The sequence below is a fragment of the Streptomyces sp. NPDC027962 genome, from assembly GCF_055566095.1.
Genome location: NZ_JBVHTA010000001.1, coordinates 190,792 through 209,439, shown reverse-complemented (window position 1 = coordinate 209,439; position 18,648 = coordinate 190,792). Strand labels below are relative to the sequence as shown.

At 68.6% G+C, this 18,648-nt stretch carries 15 protein-coding genes, 1 pseudogene and 1 riboswitch; of the genes and pseudogenes, 7 read left to right on the top strand and 9 right to left on the bottom strand.

Going from position 1 to position 18,648, the window contains the following annotated elements; translation table 11 throughout:
• The first annotated feature begins 121 nt into the window (after positions 1-121).
• Complete coding sequence (locus ACZ4SA_RS00970; protein ID WP_468268097.1) at positions 122-1,090, top strand: diacylglycerol/lipid kinase family protein; 969 nt, start codon at positions 122-124, stop codon at positions 1,088-1,090.
• Between the two features lie 319 nt (positions 1,091-1,409).
• Positions 1,410-1,667, top strand: a complete 258-nt coding sequence (locus ACZ4SA_RS00965) for a WhiB family transcriptional regulator (RefSeq protein WP_003953983.1) — start codon at positions 1,410-1,412, stop codon at positions 1,665-1,667.
• A gap of 244 nt (positions 1,668-1,911) precedes the next feature.
• On the opposite strand, the gene ACZ4SA_RS00960 is transcribed toward ACZ4SA_RS00965, so the two are convergent.
• The 6 genes and pseudogenes from ACZ4SA_RS00960 to ACZ4SA_RS00935 form a co-directional block, all read right to left on the bottom strand.
• A complete protein-coding gene (locus tag ACZ4SA_RS00960; RefSeq protein ID WP_468268461.1) occupies positions 1,912-3,390 on the bottom strand; it encodes a sensor histidine kinase in 1,479 nt (492 codons plus the stop codon).
• A 401-nt stretch (positions 3,391-3,791) separates the two neighbouring features.
• Positions 3,792-4,309: pseudogene (locus tag ACZ4SA_RS00955) on the bottom strand (phosphoheptose isomerase family protein).
• Between the two features lie 83 nt (positions 4,310-4,392).
• A complete protein-coding gene (locus ACZ4SA_RS00950) occupies positions 4,393-5,940 on the bottom strand; it encodes a glycoside hydrolase family 3 protein (RefSeq protein WP_468268094.1) in 1,548 nt (515 codons plus the stop codon).
• A 9-nt stretch (positions 5,941-5,949) separates the two neighbouring features.
• On the bottom strand, positions 5,950-6,816 hold the full coding sequence (locus tag ACZ4SA_RS00945; RefSeq protein ID WP_468268091.1) for a carbohydrate ABC transporter permease: 867 nt from the start codon (positions 6,814-6,816) through the stop codon (positions 5,950-5,952).
• Positions 6,813-7,811, bottom strand: a complete 999-nt coding sequence (locus tag ACZ4SA_RS00940) for a carbohydrate ABC transporter permease (RefSeq protein WP_468268088.1) — start codon at positions 7,809-7,811, stop codon at positions 6,813-6,815. The genes ACZ4SA_RS00945 and ACZ4SA_RS00940 overlap by 4 nt, the downstream gene beginning before the upstream one ends.
• A gap of 95 nt (positions 7,812-7,906) precedes the next feature.
• Complete coding sequence (locus ACZ4SA_RS00935; protein ID WP_468268085.1) at positions 7,907-9,211, bottom strand: sugar ABC transporter substrate-binding protein; 1,305 nt, start codon at positions 9,209-9,211, stop codon at positions 7,907-7,909.
• Positions 9,212-9,515: 304 nt separating this feature from the next.
• Here ACZ4SA_RS00935 and ACZ4SA_RS00930 point away from each other — a divergent pair, with 304 nt between their 5' ends.
• The 3 genes from ACZ4SA_RS00930 to mctP all read left to right on the top strand — a co-directional run bounded on the left by ACZ4SA_RS00930 (position 9,516) and on the right by mctP (position 12,567).
• Positions 9,516-10,280, top strand: coding sequence for a GntR family transcriptional regulator (locus ACZ4SA_RS00930; RefSeq protein ID WP_468268082.1), 765 nt, complete (start codon positions 9,516-9,518; stop codon positions 10,278-10,280).
• A gap of 380 nt (positions 10,281-10,660) precedes the next feature.
• Entirely contained in the window at positions 10,661-10,933 is a 273-nt protein-coding gene (locus ACZ4SA_RS00925) for a DUF3311 domain-containing protein (RefSeq protein WP_468268079.1), read from the top strand.
• The gene (gene mctP, locus ACZ4SA_RS00920) at positions 10,930-12,567 is read left to right on the top strand and encodes a monocarboxylate uptake permease MctP (RefSeq protein ID WP_468268076.1); all 1,638 of its coding nucleotides are present in this window, start codon (positions 10,930-10,932) and stop codon (positions 12,565-12,567) included. The genes ACZ4SA_RS00925 and mctP overlap by 4 nt, the downstream gene beginning before the upstream one ends.
• Positions 12,568-12,636: 69 nt before the next feature.
• Here mctP and ACZ4SA_RS00915 read toward each other — a convergent pair whose 3' ends face one another.
• A complete protein-coding gene (locus ACZ4SA_RS00915) occupies positions 12,637-13,221 on the bottom strand; it encodes a Uma2 family endonuclease (RefSeq protein ID WP_468268073.1) in 585 nt (194 codons plus the stop codon).
• A gap of 113 nt (positions 13,222-13,334) precedes the next feature.
• Positions 13,335-13,460, top strand: a riboswitch (cobalamin riboswitch).
• 135 nt (positions 13,461-13,595) lie between these two features.
• Here ACZ4SA_RS00915 and ACZ4SA_RS00910 point away from each other — a divergent pair.
• A complete protein-coding gene (locus tag ACZ4SA_RS00910) occupies positions 13,596-15,950 on the top strand; it encodes a ribonucleoside-diphosphate reductase subunit alpha (protein WP_468268070.1) in 2,355 nt (784 codons plus the stop codon).
• Positions 15,950-16,966 carry a ribonucleotide-diphosphate reductase subunit beta gene (locus ACZ4SA_RS00905; RefSeq protein ID WP_468268067.1) on the top strand — a complete coding sequence of 339 codons (1,017 nt, stop codon included), beginning with the start codon at positions 15,950-15,952 and terminating at the stop codon, positions 16,964-16,966. The genes ACZ4SA_RS00910 and ACZ4SA_RS00905 overlap by 1 nt, the downstream gene beginning before the upstream one ends.
• Positions 16,967-17,026: 60 nt before the next feature.
• Here ACZ4SA_RS00905 and ACZ4SA_RS00900 read toward each other — a convergent pair whose 3' ends face one another.
• Both ACZ4SA_RS00900 and def read right to left on the bottom strand, forming a co-directional pair.
• Positions 17,027-17,764: a D-Ala-D-Ala carboxypeptidase family metallohydrolase gene (locus tag ACZ4SA_RS00900; RefSeq protein WP_468268064.1), complete on the bottom strand. Its 738-nt coding sequence runs from the start codon at positions 17,762-17,764 to the stop codon at positions 17,027-17,029.
• A 181-nt stretch (positions 17,765-17,945) separates the two neighbouring features.
• Positions 17,946-18,587, bottom strand: coding sequence for a peptide deformylase (def, locus tag ACZ4SA_RS00895; protein WP_468268061.1), 642 nt, complete (start codon positions 18,585-18,587; stop codon positions 17,946-17,948).
• Positions 18,588-18,648: the final 61 nt, after the last annotated feature.

Sequence of the window (18,648 nt, the reverse complement as noted above, 5' to 3'; positions counted from 1 at the left end):
GGAAGCCCGGGGCCTGCCCGTCACGGGCTTCGAGGGAGCACCGGGAGACCTGCCGTCGACGGGAGAGGGCGGGGAAGGCCGGGGCTGGGCCCGGTACCCCCCAGTAGGTACGCTGCATCGCATGCGCGCACTTCTCGTGGTCAATCCGGCAGCAACCACCACCAGTGCCCGCACGCGCGACGTACTGATCCACGCCCTCGCCAGCGAGATGAAGCTCGAGGCGGTCACCACGGAGTACCGGGGCCACGCCCGCGACCTGGGCCGCCGGGCCGCAGAGGCGGACGACATAGATCTCGTCGTCGCTCTCGGTGGCGACGGCACGGTCAACGAGGTCGTCAACGGGCTGCTGCACCACGGGCCCGCCCCCGACCGTCTCCCCCGCCTCGCCGTCGTCCCCGGCGGTTCCACGAACGTCTTCGCCCGCGCCCTCGGTCTGCCGAACGACGCGGTCGAGGCGACCGGCGCCATCCTGGACGCGCTGCGCGACCGGACCGAGCAGACGGTCGGCCTCGGTCTCGCGGCCGGCACCCCCGGTACCGAGGACGAGGGAGTCCCGCAGCGCTGGTTCACCTTCTGCGCCGGTCTCGGCTTCGACGCCGGCGTCGTCGGCCGGGTCGAACAGCATCGCGAACGCGGCAGGCGGTCGACGCACGCCCTTTACGTCCGCCAGGTGATGCGCCAGTTCCTGGACGATCCGCACCGCCGGCACGGAACGATCACCCTGGAGCGCCCGGGCGCGGAGCCCGTCCCGGATCTGGTGCTCTCCATAGTCTGTAACACCTCTCCCTGGACCTACCTGGGCAATCGCCCGGTTTACGCGTCCCCGAAGGCATCCTTCGACACCGCTCTTGATGTGCTCGGGCTGAAGAAGCTTTCGACGCCGGCCGTGGCCCGTTACGGGACCCAGCTGCTCACCTCGAGTCCCGAGCGCGGACCGCACGGAAAGCAAGCGGTCACACTTCACGACCAGACGGACTTCACCTTGCATTCAAAGGTCCCGCTGCCCTTCCAGATGGACGGTGACCACCTGGGGCTGCGTACAAGCGTGACGTTCACAGGCGTACGCCGTGCACTGCGTGTGATTGTGTGACCAGAAGGACCGAAAGTCCTTTATCTCGAACGTATGGGCCAGGCTCCACCCCATAGAAGTACGGCTGTGACCTAGTCGACACCGAGGAATCAAAAAAAACTTTCCGGAAGGGGTTGTATCCGCCGCCGAGGTTTGCGAATCTCTACATGGCGATCGGGACGGCCCGCAACATCGGCCCCACAGACCGCCGGAACCCCTCTACGAATCCAGGACCCAGCGCCGGGCAACTGGCGATCGGCCCTTCCCTTGTCGGGGGATTCGTGAAAGCGTTCACATTCACAAGCAACCCTGCATGTAATACCAAGGAGAGGTAGCAGCCATGGACTGGCGTCACAACGCCGTTTGCCGCGAGGAAGACCCCGAGCTGTTCTTCCCCATCGGCAACACCGGTCCTGCGCTGCTGCAGATCGAGGAAGCCAAGGCCGTCTGCCGTCGCTGCCCCGTCATGGAGCAGTGCCTGCAGTGGGCGCTCGAGTCCGGCCAGGACTCCGGCGTCTGGGGTGGCCTCAGCGAGGACGAGCGCCGTGCGATGAAGCGCCGCGCCGCCCGCAACCGGGCGCGTAACGCCAGCGCCTGACGCCCCCTGCTACCGGCCTCCGCCGGCGGCGCGTACAGAGAGTGCGCATTCACCGCCTTCGAGCCGCAGCGCGCAGTACCCCCGATGCGCATTCGCACATGCGAGCACGTGAGCTTCGAGCCCCGGACCATGGATACGGTCCGGGGCTCTTCGCTGTGCGCGGCCAGGCATGCCCGGGGCTCTTCGCTGTGCACGGCCACATGCCTTGGCCCGCCCTGCGCCGCATGACGGGGCCGGGCGGACCTCAGCGCTTGTCCGCCGGTACGGGGATGTCGAGGACGACCCGGGTGCCGCGCCCCGGCTCGGGAACCGGCACCATGTCGAAGGTCCCGCCCAACTCCCCCTCGACCAGGGTCCTTACGATCTGCAGCCCCAAATTCCCGGCGCGCTGCGAGTCGAAGCCCTCCGGCAGGCCACGGCCGTCGTCCTGAACGGTGATCAGCAGTCTGGCGCCGTCGGCGCGCGGCTCGCCGCGGACCGCGGACACCTCGACCGAGCCCTGCTCCCCCTGAGCGAAGGCGTGTTCCAGGGCGTTCTGGAGCACTTCGGTCAGCACCATCGACAGCGGTGTGGCGATCTCGGCATCGAGGATGCCGAAGCGGCCCGTGCGCCGGCAGTCGACCTTGCCGGGCGAGATCTCCGCCACCATCGCGATCACGCGGTCCGCGATGTCGTCGAACTCCACACGCTCGTCCAGGTTCTGAGACAGCGTCTCATGCACGATCGCGATCGAACCGACCCGCCGCACCGCCTCGTTGAGAGCCTCGCGGCCCCGCACGGAGTCCATCCGGCGTGCCTGGAGACGCAACAGGGCCGCCACCGTCTGGAGGTTGTTCTTCACCCGGTGGTGGATCTCCCGGATGGTTGCGTCCTTGGTGATCAACTCCCGCTCGCGGCGGCGCAGTTCGGTCACGTCCCGCAGCAGCACCAGGGAGCCGATCCGTACACCCTTGGGCTTGAGCGGGATCGCGCGCAGCTGGATGACACCGCCATTGCCCTCGACCTCGGTCTCACGGGGGGCGTAGCCGCTGGCGATCTTGACCAGCGCCTCGTCGACCGGACCGCGGGAGGGGGCGAGCTCGGCGGTGACCTGGCCCAGGTGCTGTCCCACGAGGTCGGAGGCGAGACCGAGTCGGTGGTAGGCGGAGAGGCCGTTGGGACTGGCGTACTGGACGATGCCGTCCGCGTCGAGCCGGATGAGCCCGTCCCCCGCACGCGGCGAGGAGTCCATCTCGACCTGCTCGCCGGGGAACGGGAACGTTCCGGCGGCGATCATCTGGGCCAGGTCGGAGGCGGACTGGAGGTAGGTGAGCTCGAGCCGCGAGGGGGTGCGGACGGTGAGCAGGTTGGTGTTGCGCGCGATGACGCCGAGGACTCGGCCCTCGCGGCGTACCGGGATGGACTCGACCCGTACCGGCACCTCCTCGCGCCACTCGGGGTCGCCCTCGCGCACGATGCGCCCCTCGTCGAGCGCGGCGTCCAGGAGGGGGCGCCGGCCGCGGGGGACGAGGTGGCCGACCATGTCGTCCTGGTAGGACGTGGGGCCGGTGTTGGGCCGCATCTGGGCCACGGAGACGTAGCGCGTCCCGTCGCGGGTGGGGACCCAGAGGACGAGGTCGGCGAAGGAGAGGTCGGAGAGGAGCTGCCACTCCGAGACCAGCAGATGGAGCCACTCGAGGTCAGTCTCACTCAGAGCGGTTTGCCGGCGTACGAGATCGTTCATGGAGGGCACGTCTGCGAGGGTACCCGCGGGCCGCGGCGCCGTGACGGGACCCTCAACCCGTCCGGCACCGCAGCCCGGAGTTGACCGGCCGGCGGGTGTGCGGTCCCGCTCGGCCGCGTGGAGGTCTCGGCGCAGTCAGGGCAGAGAGCGTCGGGGACCTCGTTCCACCCTCCTGTGCGGGGAGGGCGGAGGCTTCTACCATCTTATTGTGGACTAGACCATTTGGGGCTGTCCATGCTTCGGCGGAGTTTAGTTCCGCCACCATACTTACGCAGGCGCCTCTCATGCACATCCCCCTGCACACACGCTTGCGACAGCGGGCGGGGAGCGGGGGGGGGGGGCCCCCCCCCCCCCCCCCCCCCCCCCCCCGCGACCACGGCCCCCGCCGTACGGCCCCCTCGTCAGCGCGTCTCCGTCACCTCGGCCAGCGCTCTGGGCACGTCCGGGTCCTGCCCGCGGGCGATGGTCACCTCGCAGGCCGGCAGCTGCAGCGGAGGAATCTCGAGAATCGGCTGGAGCTCCTCCGGCGCGCGCTCGGCCGGCAGCACGAAACCCGCCGACGCCGCCTCGGCCTGGGCTGCCGGACCCATCACGAACAGGTCCGTACCGCGGCCGCGCAGCCGGTCGAACACCGGCTGTAGCCCGTCTCCGCCCTGGAGGTCAGTCCGCACGGCAGTCCGAGCCGGATCTCAAGCAGGTACTTCGCGTAAAGCGCGGCGTGGCCGGAGGTGCCGCGCGCGGTCGGCAGGACGAACCGCGGCTTCTTCGCGGCGATCGCCGCCGCCACCTCGCGGATCCGCGGCGCGCCCTCATCGAGGATCCGCCGCAGGACCGCGGGCTGCTGTGCCATCTCGCCGGGCATGATCCGGCCCGTGGACTCCTCGTGCTCGTCGTAGTCGTCCGACGTCATGGCGGACATGCCGAATGCCTCCAGCTGATGCTCCAGAGCGCCGGGCTCCAGGGGTTCCCGGCACTCGCCGGGCACGGAACGGTCCGCGTCGGTCAGGTCCCGGCTCCCCGGCCGGTGATGACCTCCGCGGCGGCGCGCCCGCAGACGCGTGCCGCGCCATGGGTCGCGATGTGCAGGGCCCCCCTGGGGGCCGCCCGGTTCAGGCCCATCTCCACGACGACCGTGTCGGGCCGGGCCGCAAGGAGGGCTTCCAGGGCGTTCGCCATCCACGGGTGACGGTGGACGTCGCGTACTACGGCGACGATCCTACGGTTCGCCGCCGCCTCCAGCACATTTGCCACCAAAGCGGGCGCAGCCGCTCCGCCGGCATAGGTGTCCGTCCCGGTGCCGGGCAGCAGGGCGGCCAGTTCGGCGGCCACGCCCCACGGCGTCTCGTCGCCGACCGCGATGTTGGCGACCGGGGCGAACGCGGCGACATAGGGGGCTTCGGTGACCGGCCGGTACGGCAGCCGCCCGGGGGTGACGTGCACGGCGCGGCGCGCGGCGACCAGACCGATCTCCTCGTCGGAGCCGGGCGCGGTCCCCTCCTGTGACGCCTCGCCCGGCTTCGCTGCAGCCCCCCTGGCCCGTCGCGTCCAGTCCGCGAGGGCGCGCACCCGCGCCGCCGCGTCGGCCAGCCGCTCTTCGGGCAGGTCACCACTGCGCACCGCACTCACCAGCGCGTCGCGCAGCCGAAGTACGGTCTCCTCGTCGGCCAGGCCGCCGCCGACGCAGATCGCGTCGGCTCCGGCGGCGATCGCGAGGATCGATCCGCGCTCGATGCCGTACGTGGACGAGATGGCCTGCATCTCCATGCCGTCCGTGACGATCAGCCCCTGGTAGCCCAGCTCTTCGCGCAGCAGACCGGTGAGGATCTGCGGGCTCAGCGTCGCGGGGCGGTCGGGATCGAGCGCGGGAAGAAGAATATGCGCGCTCATCACCGCTTTGGAACCTGCCGCGATCGCCTCACGGAAAGGCACCAGTTCGCGGGCGTGCAATGTGTCCGGATCCACATCGATGCGGGGCAGCGCATGGTGCGAGTCCACACTGGTGTCGCCGTGCCCGGGGAAGTGCTTGGTGCAGGCGGCCACGCCGGCGGACTGCAGCCCCTCGATGTAGGCGACGGTGTGCCGCGCGGCGACGGCGGTGTCGGCTCCGAACGACCGCACACCGATGACCGGATTGTCCGGGTTCGAGTTCACGTCGGCAGAGGGCGCCCAGTTGAGGTCCACTCCGCACGCGGCGAGCCGGCGCCCCAGCTCGCGTGCCACGGCGCGGGTGAGGTCCACATCGTCCACGCGTCCCAGCGCGTAGTTGCCGGGGAACGACGAGCCACCCCGCACCTCGAGCCGGGTGACGTCGCCGCCCTCCTCGTCGATCGCGACGAGGACGTCGTCCCGCTCCGCCCGCAATCGGCTTGTGAGCGCGGTGAGCTGACCGGGCGAGGTGATGTTGCGGCCGAACAGACCGACGGCGGAGAGCCCTTCGCCGATCTGCCGCAGCAGCCAGTCGGGAGCGGTGGTGCCGACGAAGCCCGGCTGGAGGACGGTGAGGGCGTCACGGGTGAGCGTGCCGGACGAACCACGTACCAGAGTCGTCATGAGGAGGCGTTATCCCTTCACTGCGCCCGAAGTGAGGCCCGCGGCCATCTTCTTCTGGATGAACATGAAGAAGGCGACCACCGGGACGGCGATCAGCGTGGAGGCGGCCATCAGTGCGCCGTAGTCCACGCCCCGCTCGGTGGTGAAGCTCATCAGCCAGACGTTCAGCGTGTACTTGTCGTTGTCCTGCAGCACCACATAGGCCAGCAGGTACTCGTTCCAGGCGTTGATGAGCGAGTAGATGGAGGCCGCCGCAAGGCCCGGGGCGAGCAGCGGGAAGACGACCCGCCAGAAGGCGCCCATCTGGCTGCAGCCGTCCACCATGGCGGACTCCTCCAGCTCCTTCGGGATGTTGATCACGAAACCGCGGATCATCCAGGTCGCGAAGGGCAGCGTGGAGACCAGGTAGATGATCGTCACGCCCCAGTACTCGTTGAGGGCGCCCAGGTCGTTGAGCTGAAGGTAGATCGGGATCAGCATCGCGGTCGGCGGCAGCAACTGCACCAGGATCAGTACGACCATGAAGGCCTTGCGGCCCATGAACCTGAAGCGGCCGATCGCGTACGCGGCGACGGTCGCCATCACCATGGCGCCGACGACGGCCGTCACGCAGATGATCAGACTGGACTTGATCGCCGTGCCGAAGTTGGCGTAGTCGACCGCTCGGCCGAAGTTGTCAAGGGTGATCGACGAGGGCCACAGGGTCTGGTCGTAGCTGCGGATCTCGTGGTTGGGACGCAGTGCGCTGATGACCAGCCAGTAGACGGGGAAGACCATGACCACGAACGTCAGCATCCCGAAGACGTTGTAGACGATCCGGCCCTTCTTCTTGCCGTCGGACCGGATGGCCTTCGGGGTGGAGGTGACGGCGCTCACTCGACCTCTCCGATCTTGAGCAGCTGGCGCAGGTAGTACACGGCGACACCGGAGAGCAGCAGCACCGTGATGAGGGAGATGGCGGCGCCCTGGCTGAAGGAGTTGGACTCGAAGGCCTTGTTGAAGGCGTAGAGGCCGAGGACCTCGTACTCGGGCTCCGGTTTGCCGCCGCGCATCAGCCAGACCTGGCCGAGGACGTTGAAGTCCCAGATCACCGAGAGGGTCGCCACCATCTGGAAGACCGGCTTGATGACAGGGAAGACGACGTAGCGGAAGTTGCCGAACGCTCCGACGCCGTCGATGGCGGCGGCCTCCTCCAGTTCCCCGGGGACCTGGGTGAGGGCCGCGTAGAGGGTGATGGCGACGAAGGGGACGGCGCCCCAGACCACGACCGCGCCGATGACCAGGAAGCCCTGCTTGTGATCCAGGAACCAGTTGTGCCCCTGGAAGTCCAGGCCCAGATACTTGGTCAGAACCATGTTGGCGACGCCGTAGTCGGAGTCGGAGAACCAGCGGAAGATCGAGGCCGCCACCATCAGGGGGATCGACCACGCAGCGATCAGGCCTGCGGTGACCAGCAGCCGGGCCCACGTCGACATCCGCTGCATCATGAGGGCGACGGCCAGGCCGAGGGCCAGGGTCGTCACGACGCATGCGGCCATGAAGAGGACGGTCAGAACGACGGAGTCCCAGAACGCGGGGTCGCCGAGGATGCCGGTGAACTGCTCGAGGCCCACCCAGGGGGCCGGCTCACCCGTCCACAGTTCCTTGCGGCCGACGTCCTGGAAGGACATGACCGTCGTCTTGATCAGCGGCCAGACGAACACCGCCGCGATCGCGACGACAGTGGGCGCGATCAGCAGATAGGGCAGGAGCGCCCCACGGGTCCTGGCGGCCGTGTGCGTCCGCTCGCTGGATGGCTGGGGGCCTGGTTCGCCGGGGTGCCGCGGAACGGGCACCGCCGGGTCGGCTGACTTGATGTCGGCGGCACTCACCTGTGCTGGGCCTTCCGTTCGGAAACCGGTACCGAAGTGCGGGGGCGGCAGCCCGTGTGAAGCCGGGCCCGCCACCCCCGCGGGTGATCAAGAGGTCAGGACTTCTCGTTGATCAGCTTGTCGATCTCCGCATCGGCCTTCTTGGTCGCTTCCTCGACCGACTTGCCCTTGATGATGTCGAGCAGCATGAGTTCCAGGACTTCCGACTTCTCGATCGACGTCCAGCCGGGGGCGATCGGAGTGAACCAGGCGTCCGGCACGGCGCCCGCGATCGGCGCGGTCTCCGGCTTCGCCTTCAGCGGCTCGAGCTGCCTGGTGTTGTTCGGAAGGATGTTCTTGGAGGCGAGGACCTCCTGGGACTTGCTGCTGGTGAACATCGAGATCCACTCCTCACCGAGGTCCTGGACCTTCGACTTGGAGACGGTCGCGAGGTCGGAGCCGCCGATGAAGGACGGGAGCGGCTTGCCGTTCGGGCCGGGCATCCCGGCCACGCCGATCTTGCCCTCGAGCTTCGGGTTGCCGTTGGCCTTGGAGTCGACGACGCTGCCGGACTCCCAGCCGTTGCCGTAGAGCAGGCCGGCCTTCTCGTTGGCCATGACGTTGGCGTGGTCCTGCTCGTCCTTCGTCTTGTCACCGTGGTTGTACTTGTCGACCAGGTCGACGAAGTGCTTGATGCCCTGCTGCGCCTCGGGGGTCGAGAGAGCGGACTTCCACTCCTTCTTGCCCTCGTCGTAGGTGGCGATCTCGCCGCCGTACGCGGCGACGTAGGACATGGCGGCGTACCAGTAGCGACCGGGCAGGTAGAGCGGCGAGAACGCCTTGTCCTTGCCGTACTTCTCCTGGACCTTGTCAAGGGCGGCGGTCAGCTCGGCCTCGGTGGTGGGCAGGACGTCGGAGCCGGTGCCCGCCTTGAACATGTCCTTGTTGTAGATGGCCACGCGCGCACCGGCGTAGTAGGGCACGCAGTACTGCTTGCCCTCGAAGGTGCAGGTGTCCTTCAGGCCCTGGATCCAGGTGTCCGAGTTCTCGTACTTCGCCGGGTCGATCTCGCCGAGGGCTCCGTTGAGGATGTACGTCATGGTCTCGGTGTTGCCGAGTTCCACCACGTCCGGGAACTTGTCGCCGGCGAGGGCGGCGTCGAGCTTCTTGGTCTTGTCGCCCCACTGCTGGTACTGGACGTTGACCTTGACGCCCGGGTACTTCTTGTTGAACTCGGCGTTGACGTCCTTGACCAGCTCCGGCCAGGTGCTCTGAGCGTCGCTCATGAGCCAGACGGTCAAGTTCTCCTTGCGGTCCTTGGGGTTCTTGGCCGATTCACCGCTGCCGCCGTCCGAACCACACGCCGCGACCGAGACCGTCATGGCCGCCACACCCACTGCTGAAATGAGCTTGCGCTTCACGCCACCCTCCTCAAGGGATGCAAGAGTTACCCCCCCACCACCCGGGAGTCGCGCAGCACTTGACGGACGCGCGCCAGATTCTGCCCTGGGGCTGGGACCTGGCCTCAAATGGTTTAGACCAGTACCGGGAGCTTGGCCTAGACCTTTAGGGGTGTCAAGGGTGTATAAGAAGGGCTGTCGTGTCCGTTATCGGACCGACACCTGAGGGAGGGCGACGACCCGTGACCGGTCCGTGCCACCATGTGAGCCGCAGCAGACGGAGGAGCCGGTGACGGCAGGAGCGCAGCAGTCGGGAAGGCGGACCATGACGACGGACGGGGGCGGCACCGAGGCCGAGGGCGGGGCGCAGCCCCGCACCGCGCGCGTGCCCAAGTACTACCGGCTCAAGAGCCACTTGCTGGACATGACCGAAACACTGCCGCCGGGCACGCCCGTGCCGCCGGAGCGGACACTCGCCGCCGAGTTCGACACGTCGCGCACCACGGTCCGTCAGGCGCTCCAGGAGCTGGTCGTCGAGGGCCGGCTCGAACGCATCCAGGGCAAGGGCACATTCGTCGCCAAGCCCAAGGTGTCGCAGGCGCTCCAGCTCACCTCGTACACCGAGGACATGCGCGCGCAGGGCCTGGAGCCCACGTCCCAGCTGCTGGACATCGGATATGTCACAGCGGACGACACCCTCGCCGGGCTGCTGGACATCGCGGCCGGCGGCCGGGTGCTGCGCATCGAGCGGCTGCGGCTGGCCAGCGGCGAACCGATGGCCATCGAGACCACACACCTGTCGGCCAAGCGCTTCCCGGCGCTGCGCCGCAGTCTGGTGAAGTACACCTCGCTCTACACGGCCCTGGCGGAGGTGTACGACGTCCATCTCGCCGAGGCCGAGGAGACGATCGAGACCTCGCTGGCCACCCCGCGCGAGGCCGGCCTGCTCGGCACGGACGTGGGCCTGCCGATGCTGATGCTCTCCCGCCACTCGCTGGACGCCCAGGGCGAGCCCGTGGAGTGGGTCCGCTCGGTCTACCGGGGGGACCGCTACAAGTTCGTCGCGAGGCTGAAGCGCCCGAACGACTAGGGCGTGTTTCGAAAGTGGCGCCGTCCGCCCGCAGGGCGGGGCTCGCGGCGTCTGGTGCGTGCAATCGCAAGACGGAGGATCATCCTCGTACTGGACCGTACTTGGATGACTCCGACAACGCAGCGAGTGTGCGTGCCAGGCGTCGTGGGCCAGGCGGGACTTTCGAAACGCGCCCTAGACCCGGCAACTCACCTCGACAACTGACCCCGGAAAGCTCAACCGACGTGGCGCCGCAGCCCGTTGCGGCGCCATGTCCCGTTTGGCCATGCAAAGGCAGGGCCGTTGCCGTACCGATATGCGGAACGGGGGTGACTCGGCGCGAACGGCTCGCCTAGATTTCCTGCGCACTACACAGGTGTTCAGTGAGGGGACGGAGCCGCATGTCCGCAGTGCCCGAGGCGCCAGAAGCGCCCGAAGCGAAACCACCGGTCATCACGCCGGTGCGCGTCATCATCGCCCTCTGCCTTTTCGCGCCCTTCGTGGCGATGCTCTGGGTCGGCTCCTACGCGAAGCCCGAACCCACCTTCATCGGTATGCCGTTCTTCTACTGGTACCAGATGCTCTGGGTCCTGATCTCGACGGTCCTGACGATGATCGCCTACAAGCTCTGGCAGCGTGACCAGCGCTCCCGCAAGGGGGGTGCGTCCCGATGAACAACGAAGGCGTGAACGGCGTCGCACTCGCCGTCTTCATCTTCTTCTTCCTGGCCGTCACGGTCATGGGCTTCCTGGCCGCGCGCTGGCGCAAGGCCGAGAACGAGCACAGCCTCGACGAATGGGGCCTCGGCGGCCGGTCGTTCGGCACCTGGGTGACATGGTTCCTGCTCGGCGGCGACCTCTACACCGCGTACACCTTCGTCGCCGTCCCGGCGGCCATCTACGCGGCCGGCGCGGCCGGCTTCTTCGCCGTCCCGTACACGATCCTCGTCTACCCCCTGATCTTCACCTTCCTGCCGCGGCTCTGGTCGGTGTCGCACAAGCACGGATACGTCACCACCTCGGACTTCGTCCGCGGGCGATTCGGCTCCAAGGGCCTGTCCCTGGCGGTCGCCCTCACCGGCATCCTCGCCACCATGCCGTACATCGCGCTCCAACTGGTCGGCATCCAGGCCGTGCTCGACGTGATGGGCGTCGGCGGCGGCGAGAGCACCCACTGGTTCATCAAGGACCTGCCGCTGCTGATCGCCTTCGGTGTGCTCGCGGCCTACACGTACTCGTCCGGACTGCGTGCCCCGGCGCTCATCGCCTTTGTCAAGGACACCCTGATCTACATCGTCATCGCGGTGGCGATCATCTACATCCCGATCAAGCTCGGTGGCTTCGCCGAGATCTTCGCCAGCGCGGGTGAGAAGTTCTCGCAGGTCAACGAGGCGACGGGCAAGCCGACCGGTGCGCTGATCCCCGGCGAGATGGGCCAGTGGGGCTACGCCACCCTGGCGCTCGGCTCGGCGCTCGCGCTCTTCATGTACCCGCACTCGATCACGGCGACGCTCTCCTCACGCAGCCGCGAGGTGATCCGCCGCAACACCACGATCCTTCCGCTGTACTCGCTCATGCTGGGCCTGCTGGCGCTGCTGGGCTTCATGGCCATCGCGGCCGGCGTGAAGGTGACCAACGGTCAGCTGGCCATCCCGCAGCTGTTCGAGAACATGTTCCCGGACTGGTTCGCGGGTGTCGCCTTCGCCGCGATCGGCATCGGCGCGCTGGTGCCGGCGGCGATCATGTCGATCGCCGCGGCGAACCTCTTCACCCGGAACATCTACAAGGACTTCCTCAAGCCCGACGCGACCCCGGCCCAGGAGACCAAGGTCTCCAAGCTGGTGTCGCTGCTGGTGAAGGTGGGCGCTCTCGCCTTCGTCCTCACCATGGACAAGACCGTGGCGATCAACTTCCAGCTGCTGGGCGGAATCTGGATCCTGCAGACGTTCCCGGCGCTGGTGGGCGGCCTGTTCACCCGCTGGTTCCACCGCTGGGCGCTCATCGGCGGCTGGGCGGTCGGCATGATCTACGGCACGGCTGCGGCCTACGGCGTGGCGAGCCCGACGCAGAAGCACTTCGGCGGCTCGTCGGCGGAGATCCCGGGCATCGGCGAGATCGGCTACATCGGCCTCACCGCGTTCGTGCTGAACGTCGTCGTCACCGTGGTCCTCACCTTCGTCCTGCGGGCGGCCAAGGCCCCCGACGGCGTCGACGAGACCAGCCCGTCCGACTACACGGCGGACGCCGGCGACCCGGGCGTCAAGGTGGAGCTGCCCCCGGCCACGGCGGGCGCGCCCGCCGGTCACTGACCGGTCGCACGGCGAAGGGCCGCCGCGCCTTCTCGGTGGGAGGCGCAGCGGCCCTTCGGCTTGGGAGGGTCAGTGCACCCAGTCCTTGAGCTGCTCGGTCGCCAGGGTGATGTCCACCGGGGCAGGCAGCCTGATGTCCTTGCCGAACGGGACGGTGTGGGCGTTCTCGTAACGCACGCCGTCGGGCTGGCTGTAGACCGTCACCTCGCAGCTGTCCCGGTCGATCAGCAGGTACACCGGGATGCCCGTCTGCGCGTAGGCACGAGGCTTCTCCACGCGGTCGCGCCCATCGGTGTCCGAGTCGTACGAAGTGACCTCGAGGACCATGAGCACCTGGTCCGGGTCGGCCCATTCGCCTTGGCCGACGAAGGCGCCGCTGGCGGCGAGCGAGCCGTCCGGACGCGCCCGGCCCTTGCGGTACTCCTGCACCTTGAGGCCTTGGTCGGGATAGAGCCACAGCTCCGGGCGTGCCTGCATGCAGATGCGCGTCAGCCACTCGATGATGCGCCCGTGATCCCCGTCCGGCACCGCTTTGCTCCTGAGCTTCCCGTCGATCAGTTCCAGACGCACGCCCTCGGTCGTGCGGGCCAGTATCCGGAAGGCCTCGTCGAAGTCGTCGGTGTCCAGGTGCGGGCGGTCGGTGGTCACGGTCATGGACCCTCCCTTCAGCGACCACGATAGCGGGGGCCAAGGCCCAGCGCCCGTACATCGGCATCACCCTCGAAGACACAACATATGGGGGTGTCCGACTAAACCGCCCCCACATGTATGCTCATCTCGCTGTCGCCGCAGGGGAATCCGGTGTGAATCCGGAACTGTCCCGCAACGGTGTGATCCGGTGCGCTTTGCCGTATCCGACAAGTCCGAGGACCTGCCGACGGTCATCCGGTTCGACCGATCCGGGTGCAAAGACGTCCGGGCCTCGCGGTTGGGCCGGTGGACGCCATGCGCCGTGCCCGCCTCGCGGGCCCTTGCCCGCATGGCCTCACCTCCCCGCAAGGCCCAGAGCCGAGCGAGGAGAGCACCAGGTGACCATCGCGCCAGCCGATCCGGTCTCAGCGACGGAGGAGGACGGTCCCGGGACCGCACTGCTGCGGACACTGACGGACCTCACGGCCGACCTGCCCGACACCGACCCGGGCAGGGTCGCCGCCGCGGCGCTGCGCGGCCGGAACGCCGGGTCGGACGAGGCCGAGCTGCGCTCTCTCGCCACCGACGCGGCCGCGGGCCTCATTTCGGAGGACCCGGCCTACTCGCGGCTCGCGGCACGCCTGCTGACCCGCACGATCGCCGACGAGGCGGCGGGGCAGGGCGTGGAGTCCTTCTCGTCCTCGGTCGCCGTCGGCCACCGCGAGGGCCTGATCGCCGGCCGTACGGCCGCGTTCGTGGCGCTGCACGCCGCCCGGCTGGACGCGCTCATCGACGTGCGAGCCGACGACCGGTTCGGCTACTTCGGTCTGCGCACGCTCTACAGCCGCTATCTGCTGCGCCACCCCATCACCCGCCAGGTCATCGAGACGCCCCAGCACTTCATGCTGCGTGTCGCCGCCGGTCTGGCGGAGGACGAATCGGTCCGCGCCCTGGACGAGGTCGCGTCCCTGTACGGCCTGATGAGCCGGCTCGACTACCTGCCCTCCTCCCCCACGCTCTTCAACTCGGGCACCCGGCACCCGCAGATGTCGTCCTGCTACCTGCTGGACTCGCCGCTCGACGAGCTCGACTCGATCTACGACCGCTACCACCAGGTCGCCCGGCTCTCCAAGCACGCCGGCGGCATCGGGCTCTCCTACTCCCGCATCCGCGCCCGCGGTTCGCTGATCCGCGGCACCAACGGGCACTCCAACGGCATCGTCCCGTTCCTGAAGACCCTCGACGCGTCGGTCGCCGCGGTGAACCAGGGCGGCCGGCGCAAGGGCGCCGCCGCGATCTACCTGGAGACGTGGCACGCGGACATCGAGGAGTTCCTGGAGCTGCGGGACAACACCGGTGAGGACGCCCGGCGTACGCACAACCTGAACCTCGCGCACTGGATCCCCGACGAGTTCATGCGGCGCGTCGAGGCGGACACGCAGTGGTCGCTCTTCTCGCCGGTCGACGTCCCCGGCCTGGTCGACCTGTGGGGTGACGAGTTCGACGCCGCCTACCGCAAGGCGGAGGCCGCGGGACTGGCCCGCAAGTCGATCCCGGCCAGGGACCTGTACGGCCGGATGATGCGCACCCTCGCCCAGACCGGCAACGGCTGGATGACCTTCAAGGACGCCTCCAACCGCACCGCGAACCAGACCGCCGAACCAGGCCGGGTCGTGCACTCCTCGAACCTGTGCACCGAGATCCTCGAGGTGACGGACGACGGCGAGACGGCCGTGTGCAACCTCGGATCGGTCAACCTCGGGGCCTTCGTCAACGGCGAAGGCGCCGACGGCATCGACTGGGAGCGGCTGGACGCCACCGTCCGCACCGCCGTCACCTTCCTCGACCGGGTCGTCGACATCAACTTCTACCCGACCGAGCAGGCCGGCCGTTCCAACGCCAGGTGGCGCCCGGTGGGCCTGGGCGCGATGGGCCTCCAGGACGTCTTCTTCAAGCTGCGGCTGCCCTTCGACTCGCCCAGGGCGAAGGCCCTGTCGACGCGGATCGCCGAGCGGATCATGCTGGCCGCCTACGAGGCGTCCTGCGACCTCGCCGAGCGCAACGGACCGCTGCCCGCCTGGTCCGAGACCCGCGCGGCCCGCGGCGTGCTGCACCCGGACCACTACGACACCGCGCTCAACTGGCCCGAGCGCTGGGACGCCCTGCGCGCCCGTGTCGCCTCGGTCGGCATGCGCAACTCGCTGCTGCTGGCCATCGCCCCGACCGCGACCATCGCCTCGATCGCGGGGGTGTACGAGTGCATCGAGCCGCAGGTCTCCAACCTGTTCAAGCGCGAGACGCTCAGCGGTGAGTTCCTCCAGGTCAACTCGTATCTGGTTCAGGAGCTGAAGCGGCTCGGCGTGTGGGACGCCCAGACCCGGGAGGCGCTGCGCGAGTCGAACGGCTCGGTGCAGGGCTTCGGCTGGGTCCCTGCCGAGGTGCGGGAGCTGTACCGCACGGCCTGGGAGATCCCGCAGCGCGGCCTGATCGACATGGCGGCGGCGCGTACGCCGTTCCTGGACCAGAGCCAGTCGCTGAACCTGTTCCTGGAGACGCCGACGATCGGCAAGCTCAGCTCGATGTACGCGTATGCCTGGAAGCGGGGCCTGAAGACGACGTACTACCTGCGCTCCCGCCCGGCGACCCGCATCGCGCGCGCCGCACAGGCGAACATCCCCGTCCAGCAGGCCGCCGAACCCGAGGCCGTCGCCTGCTCCCTGGAAAACCCCGAGTCCTGCGAGGCCTGCCAGTAATGCCGGAGAACACCACCAAGAACCTGCTCGACCCGGGCTTCGAACTGACCCTGCGTCCGATGCGCTACCCGGACTTCTACGAGCGCTACCGCGACGCCATCAAGAACACCTGGACCGTGGAGGAGGTCGACCTCCACTCGGACGTCGCCGACCTCGCCAAGCTCACCCCGGCCGAGCAGCATCTGATCGGGCGGCTGGTCGCCTTCTTCGCGACCGGTGACTCGATCGTCGCCAACAACCTGGTGCTCACGCTCTACAAGCACATCAACTCCCCGGAGGCGCGGCTGTATCTGTCGCGCCAGTTGTTCGAAGAGGCCGTGCACGTCCAGTTCTATCTGACGCTGCTGGACACCTATCTCCCCGACCCCGAGGATCGCACGGCAGCCTTCGCGGCGGTCGAGAACATCCCGTCGATCCGGGAGAAGGCGCAGTTCTGCTTCAAGTGGATGGACTCCGTGGAGACCATCGACCGGCTGGAGACGAAGTCGGACCGCCGGCGCTTCCTGCTGAACCTGATCTGCTTCGCCGCCTGCATCGAGGGCCTGTTCTTCTACGGCGCCTTCGCCTATGTCTACTGGTTCCGTTCCCGCGGTCTGCTGCACGGCCTGGCCACCGGCACCAACTGGGTGTTCCGGGACGAGACGATGCACATGAACTTCGCCTTCGAGGTCGTGGACACCGTCCGCAAGGAAGAGCCGGAGCTGTTCGACGACGAGCTCCAGCAGCAGGTCACGGACATGCTGCGCGAGGCCGTGGAGGCCGAGCTGCAGTTCGGCCGGGATCTGTGCGGTGACGGCCTGCCGGGCATGAACACCGAGTCGATGCGCGAGTACCTGGAGTGCGTCGCCGACCAGCGCCTCACCCGGCTCGGCTTCGCCCCTGTGTACGGCTCGCAGAACCCGTTCTCGTATCTGGAGCTGCAGGGCGTCCAGGAGTTGACGAACTTCTTCGAGCGCCGCCCGTCGGCCTACCAGGTGGCTGTCGAGGGCTCCGTCGGTTTCGACGACGACTTCTGATCACCCGGAACCACCGGCGCGGCCCGCACCTCGCACGGGGGAGGTGCGAGCCGCCCCGGTTCAGATGCCGCAGCTCGACGCGGACCAGAACCGGCTGCTCCGGTGGTCGACGTGGGTGTGGTCGCTGTGGCCCGGGTAGCCGGGACCGAGGATGCCGTTGAAGCCGTGGTTGCGCGCCTGCTGGGCGAGCTTGCACAGCGAGTGCGGCCCGGCGCCGAGGTCGGCGGCGTCGCCGTACAGATGACGACTGTTGGAGGCGCCGCCGACCGCGCTGTTGCATGCCTGCGAGCGGAAGCCGCTGGTCACCCTGATGGGCTGGTCGCCGAGCGCGTGGCGCAGCGCCTCCAGTTTCCACATGGTGCGCAGGGCGTTGGACTTGGCGGTCGCCGCGCTGACGGCGCCGCCGGCCCAGGTGGTGTTGCAGTCGTTGAGTTCGGCGTAGCTGAAGTGGGCGGGCGTGCAGTCGCTGTCCTGCAGCGCGTAGATCTTGCTGAAGGTGGCGGGGCCGGCGACGCCGTCGGCGCCGAGTCCGTAGGCGGACTGGAAGCGCTTGACCGCGGCCGCGGTGGCGGGGCCGTAGTCGCCGTCGATGGCGAGCACGCCGCCGCTGCCGGGGTAGCCGGCGACCCTGATCTGGAGCTGTGTGACGTCGGCGCCGGAGGCTCCCTGGGAGAGGGTGCGCGACCAGGTGTAGCAGTCGTCGGCCTGGGCGGAACCTGCCGTGGCGACGACCCCGGCCAGCCCGGCAGCCATGAGCATGACAATAGCCAGCAGAAGTCGTGCGGTACGTCTGAGCATTGCGCCTCCATGCCGTGGGAGCGGTGTACCCAGAGACTGGCCGCCCTGTCGACGCGCGTCAACAGCGCCCGGGCTGCCGTCATTTGTCGGTCCAATGACGACTCGATGACCTGCCGGCGGCGCAACAGGGCCCCGCTCGGATGCGAAGTCGAAAACGAGCGGGGCCCGGCTGCGCGGCGAATCAGTCGTTGGGCACGACCGAGTACCGCGGAGTGCCCTCCGCCATCTGCCGGAGCGCGTCCTTGCGCTCGCGCTTGGAGAGCCGGTCGATGTAGAGGTACCCGTACAGGTGGTCCGTCTCGTGCTGCAGGCAGCGCGCGAAGTAGCCGGTGCCGCGCACCTTGATCGGGTTGCCCTGGGCGTCCTGCCCGCGCACCACCGCGTAGTCGGGGCGGGCCAGCGAGGCATAGGCCGTCGGGACGGACAGGCAGCCCTCGTTGGAGTCGTCGAGGACCCGCTGGTCGGGAGCCAGCTCCTCCAGCACCGGGTTGCAGACGACGCCGGTGTGCCGCGCACCCTCGTCGTCCGGGCAGTCGTAGACGAAGACCTTCAGGTCCACGCCGATCTGGTTGGCGGCCAGGCCCACGCCCTCCGCCGCCTTCTGGCTGGCGAACATGTCGTCGATGAGCGCGGCGAGCTTGTCGTCGAACTCGGTGACGTCCTTGCACTCCTTGTGCAGAACCGGGTTGCCGACGACCGTGATCGGGCGCGCGGTGCCGCGCTCGCGGTACGCCAGCTCGCGCTCCTCGCAGTTCTCCGTGTCCACGACGAAGCCGTCGTTCACCTGCTCGTCCGTCTCCTGCTGCGACTGCTGCGACGCCATGTCAGCCGTACGCCTTCCTCAGTACCGATCCCTGGCCCGTTGCCCGGTCACCTACGTGTCC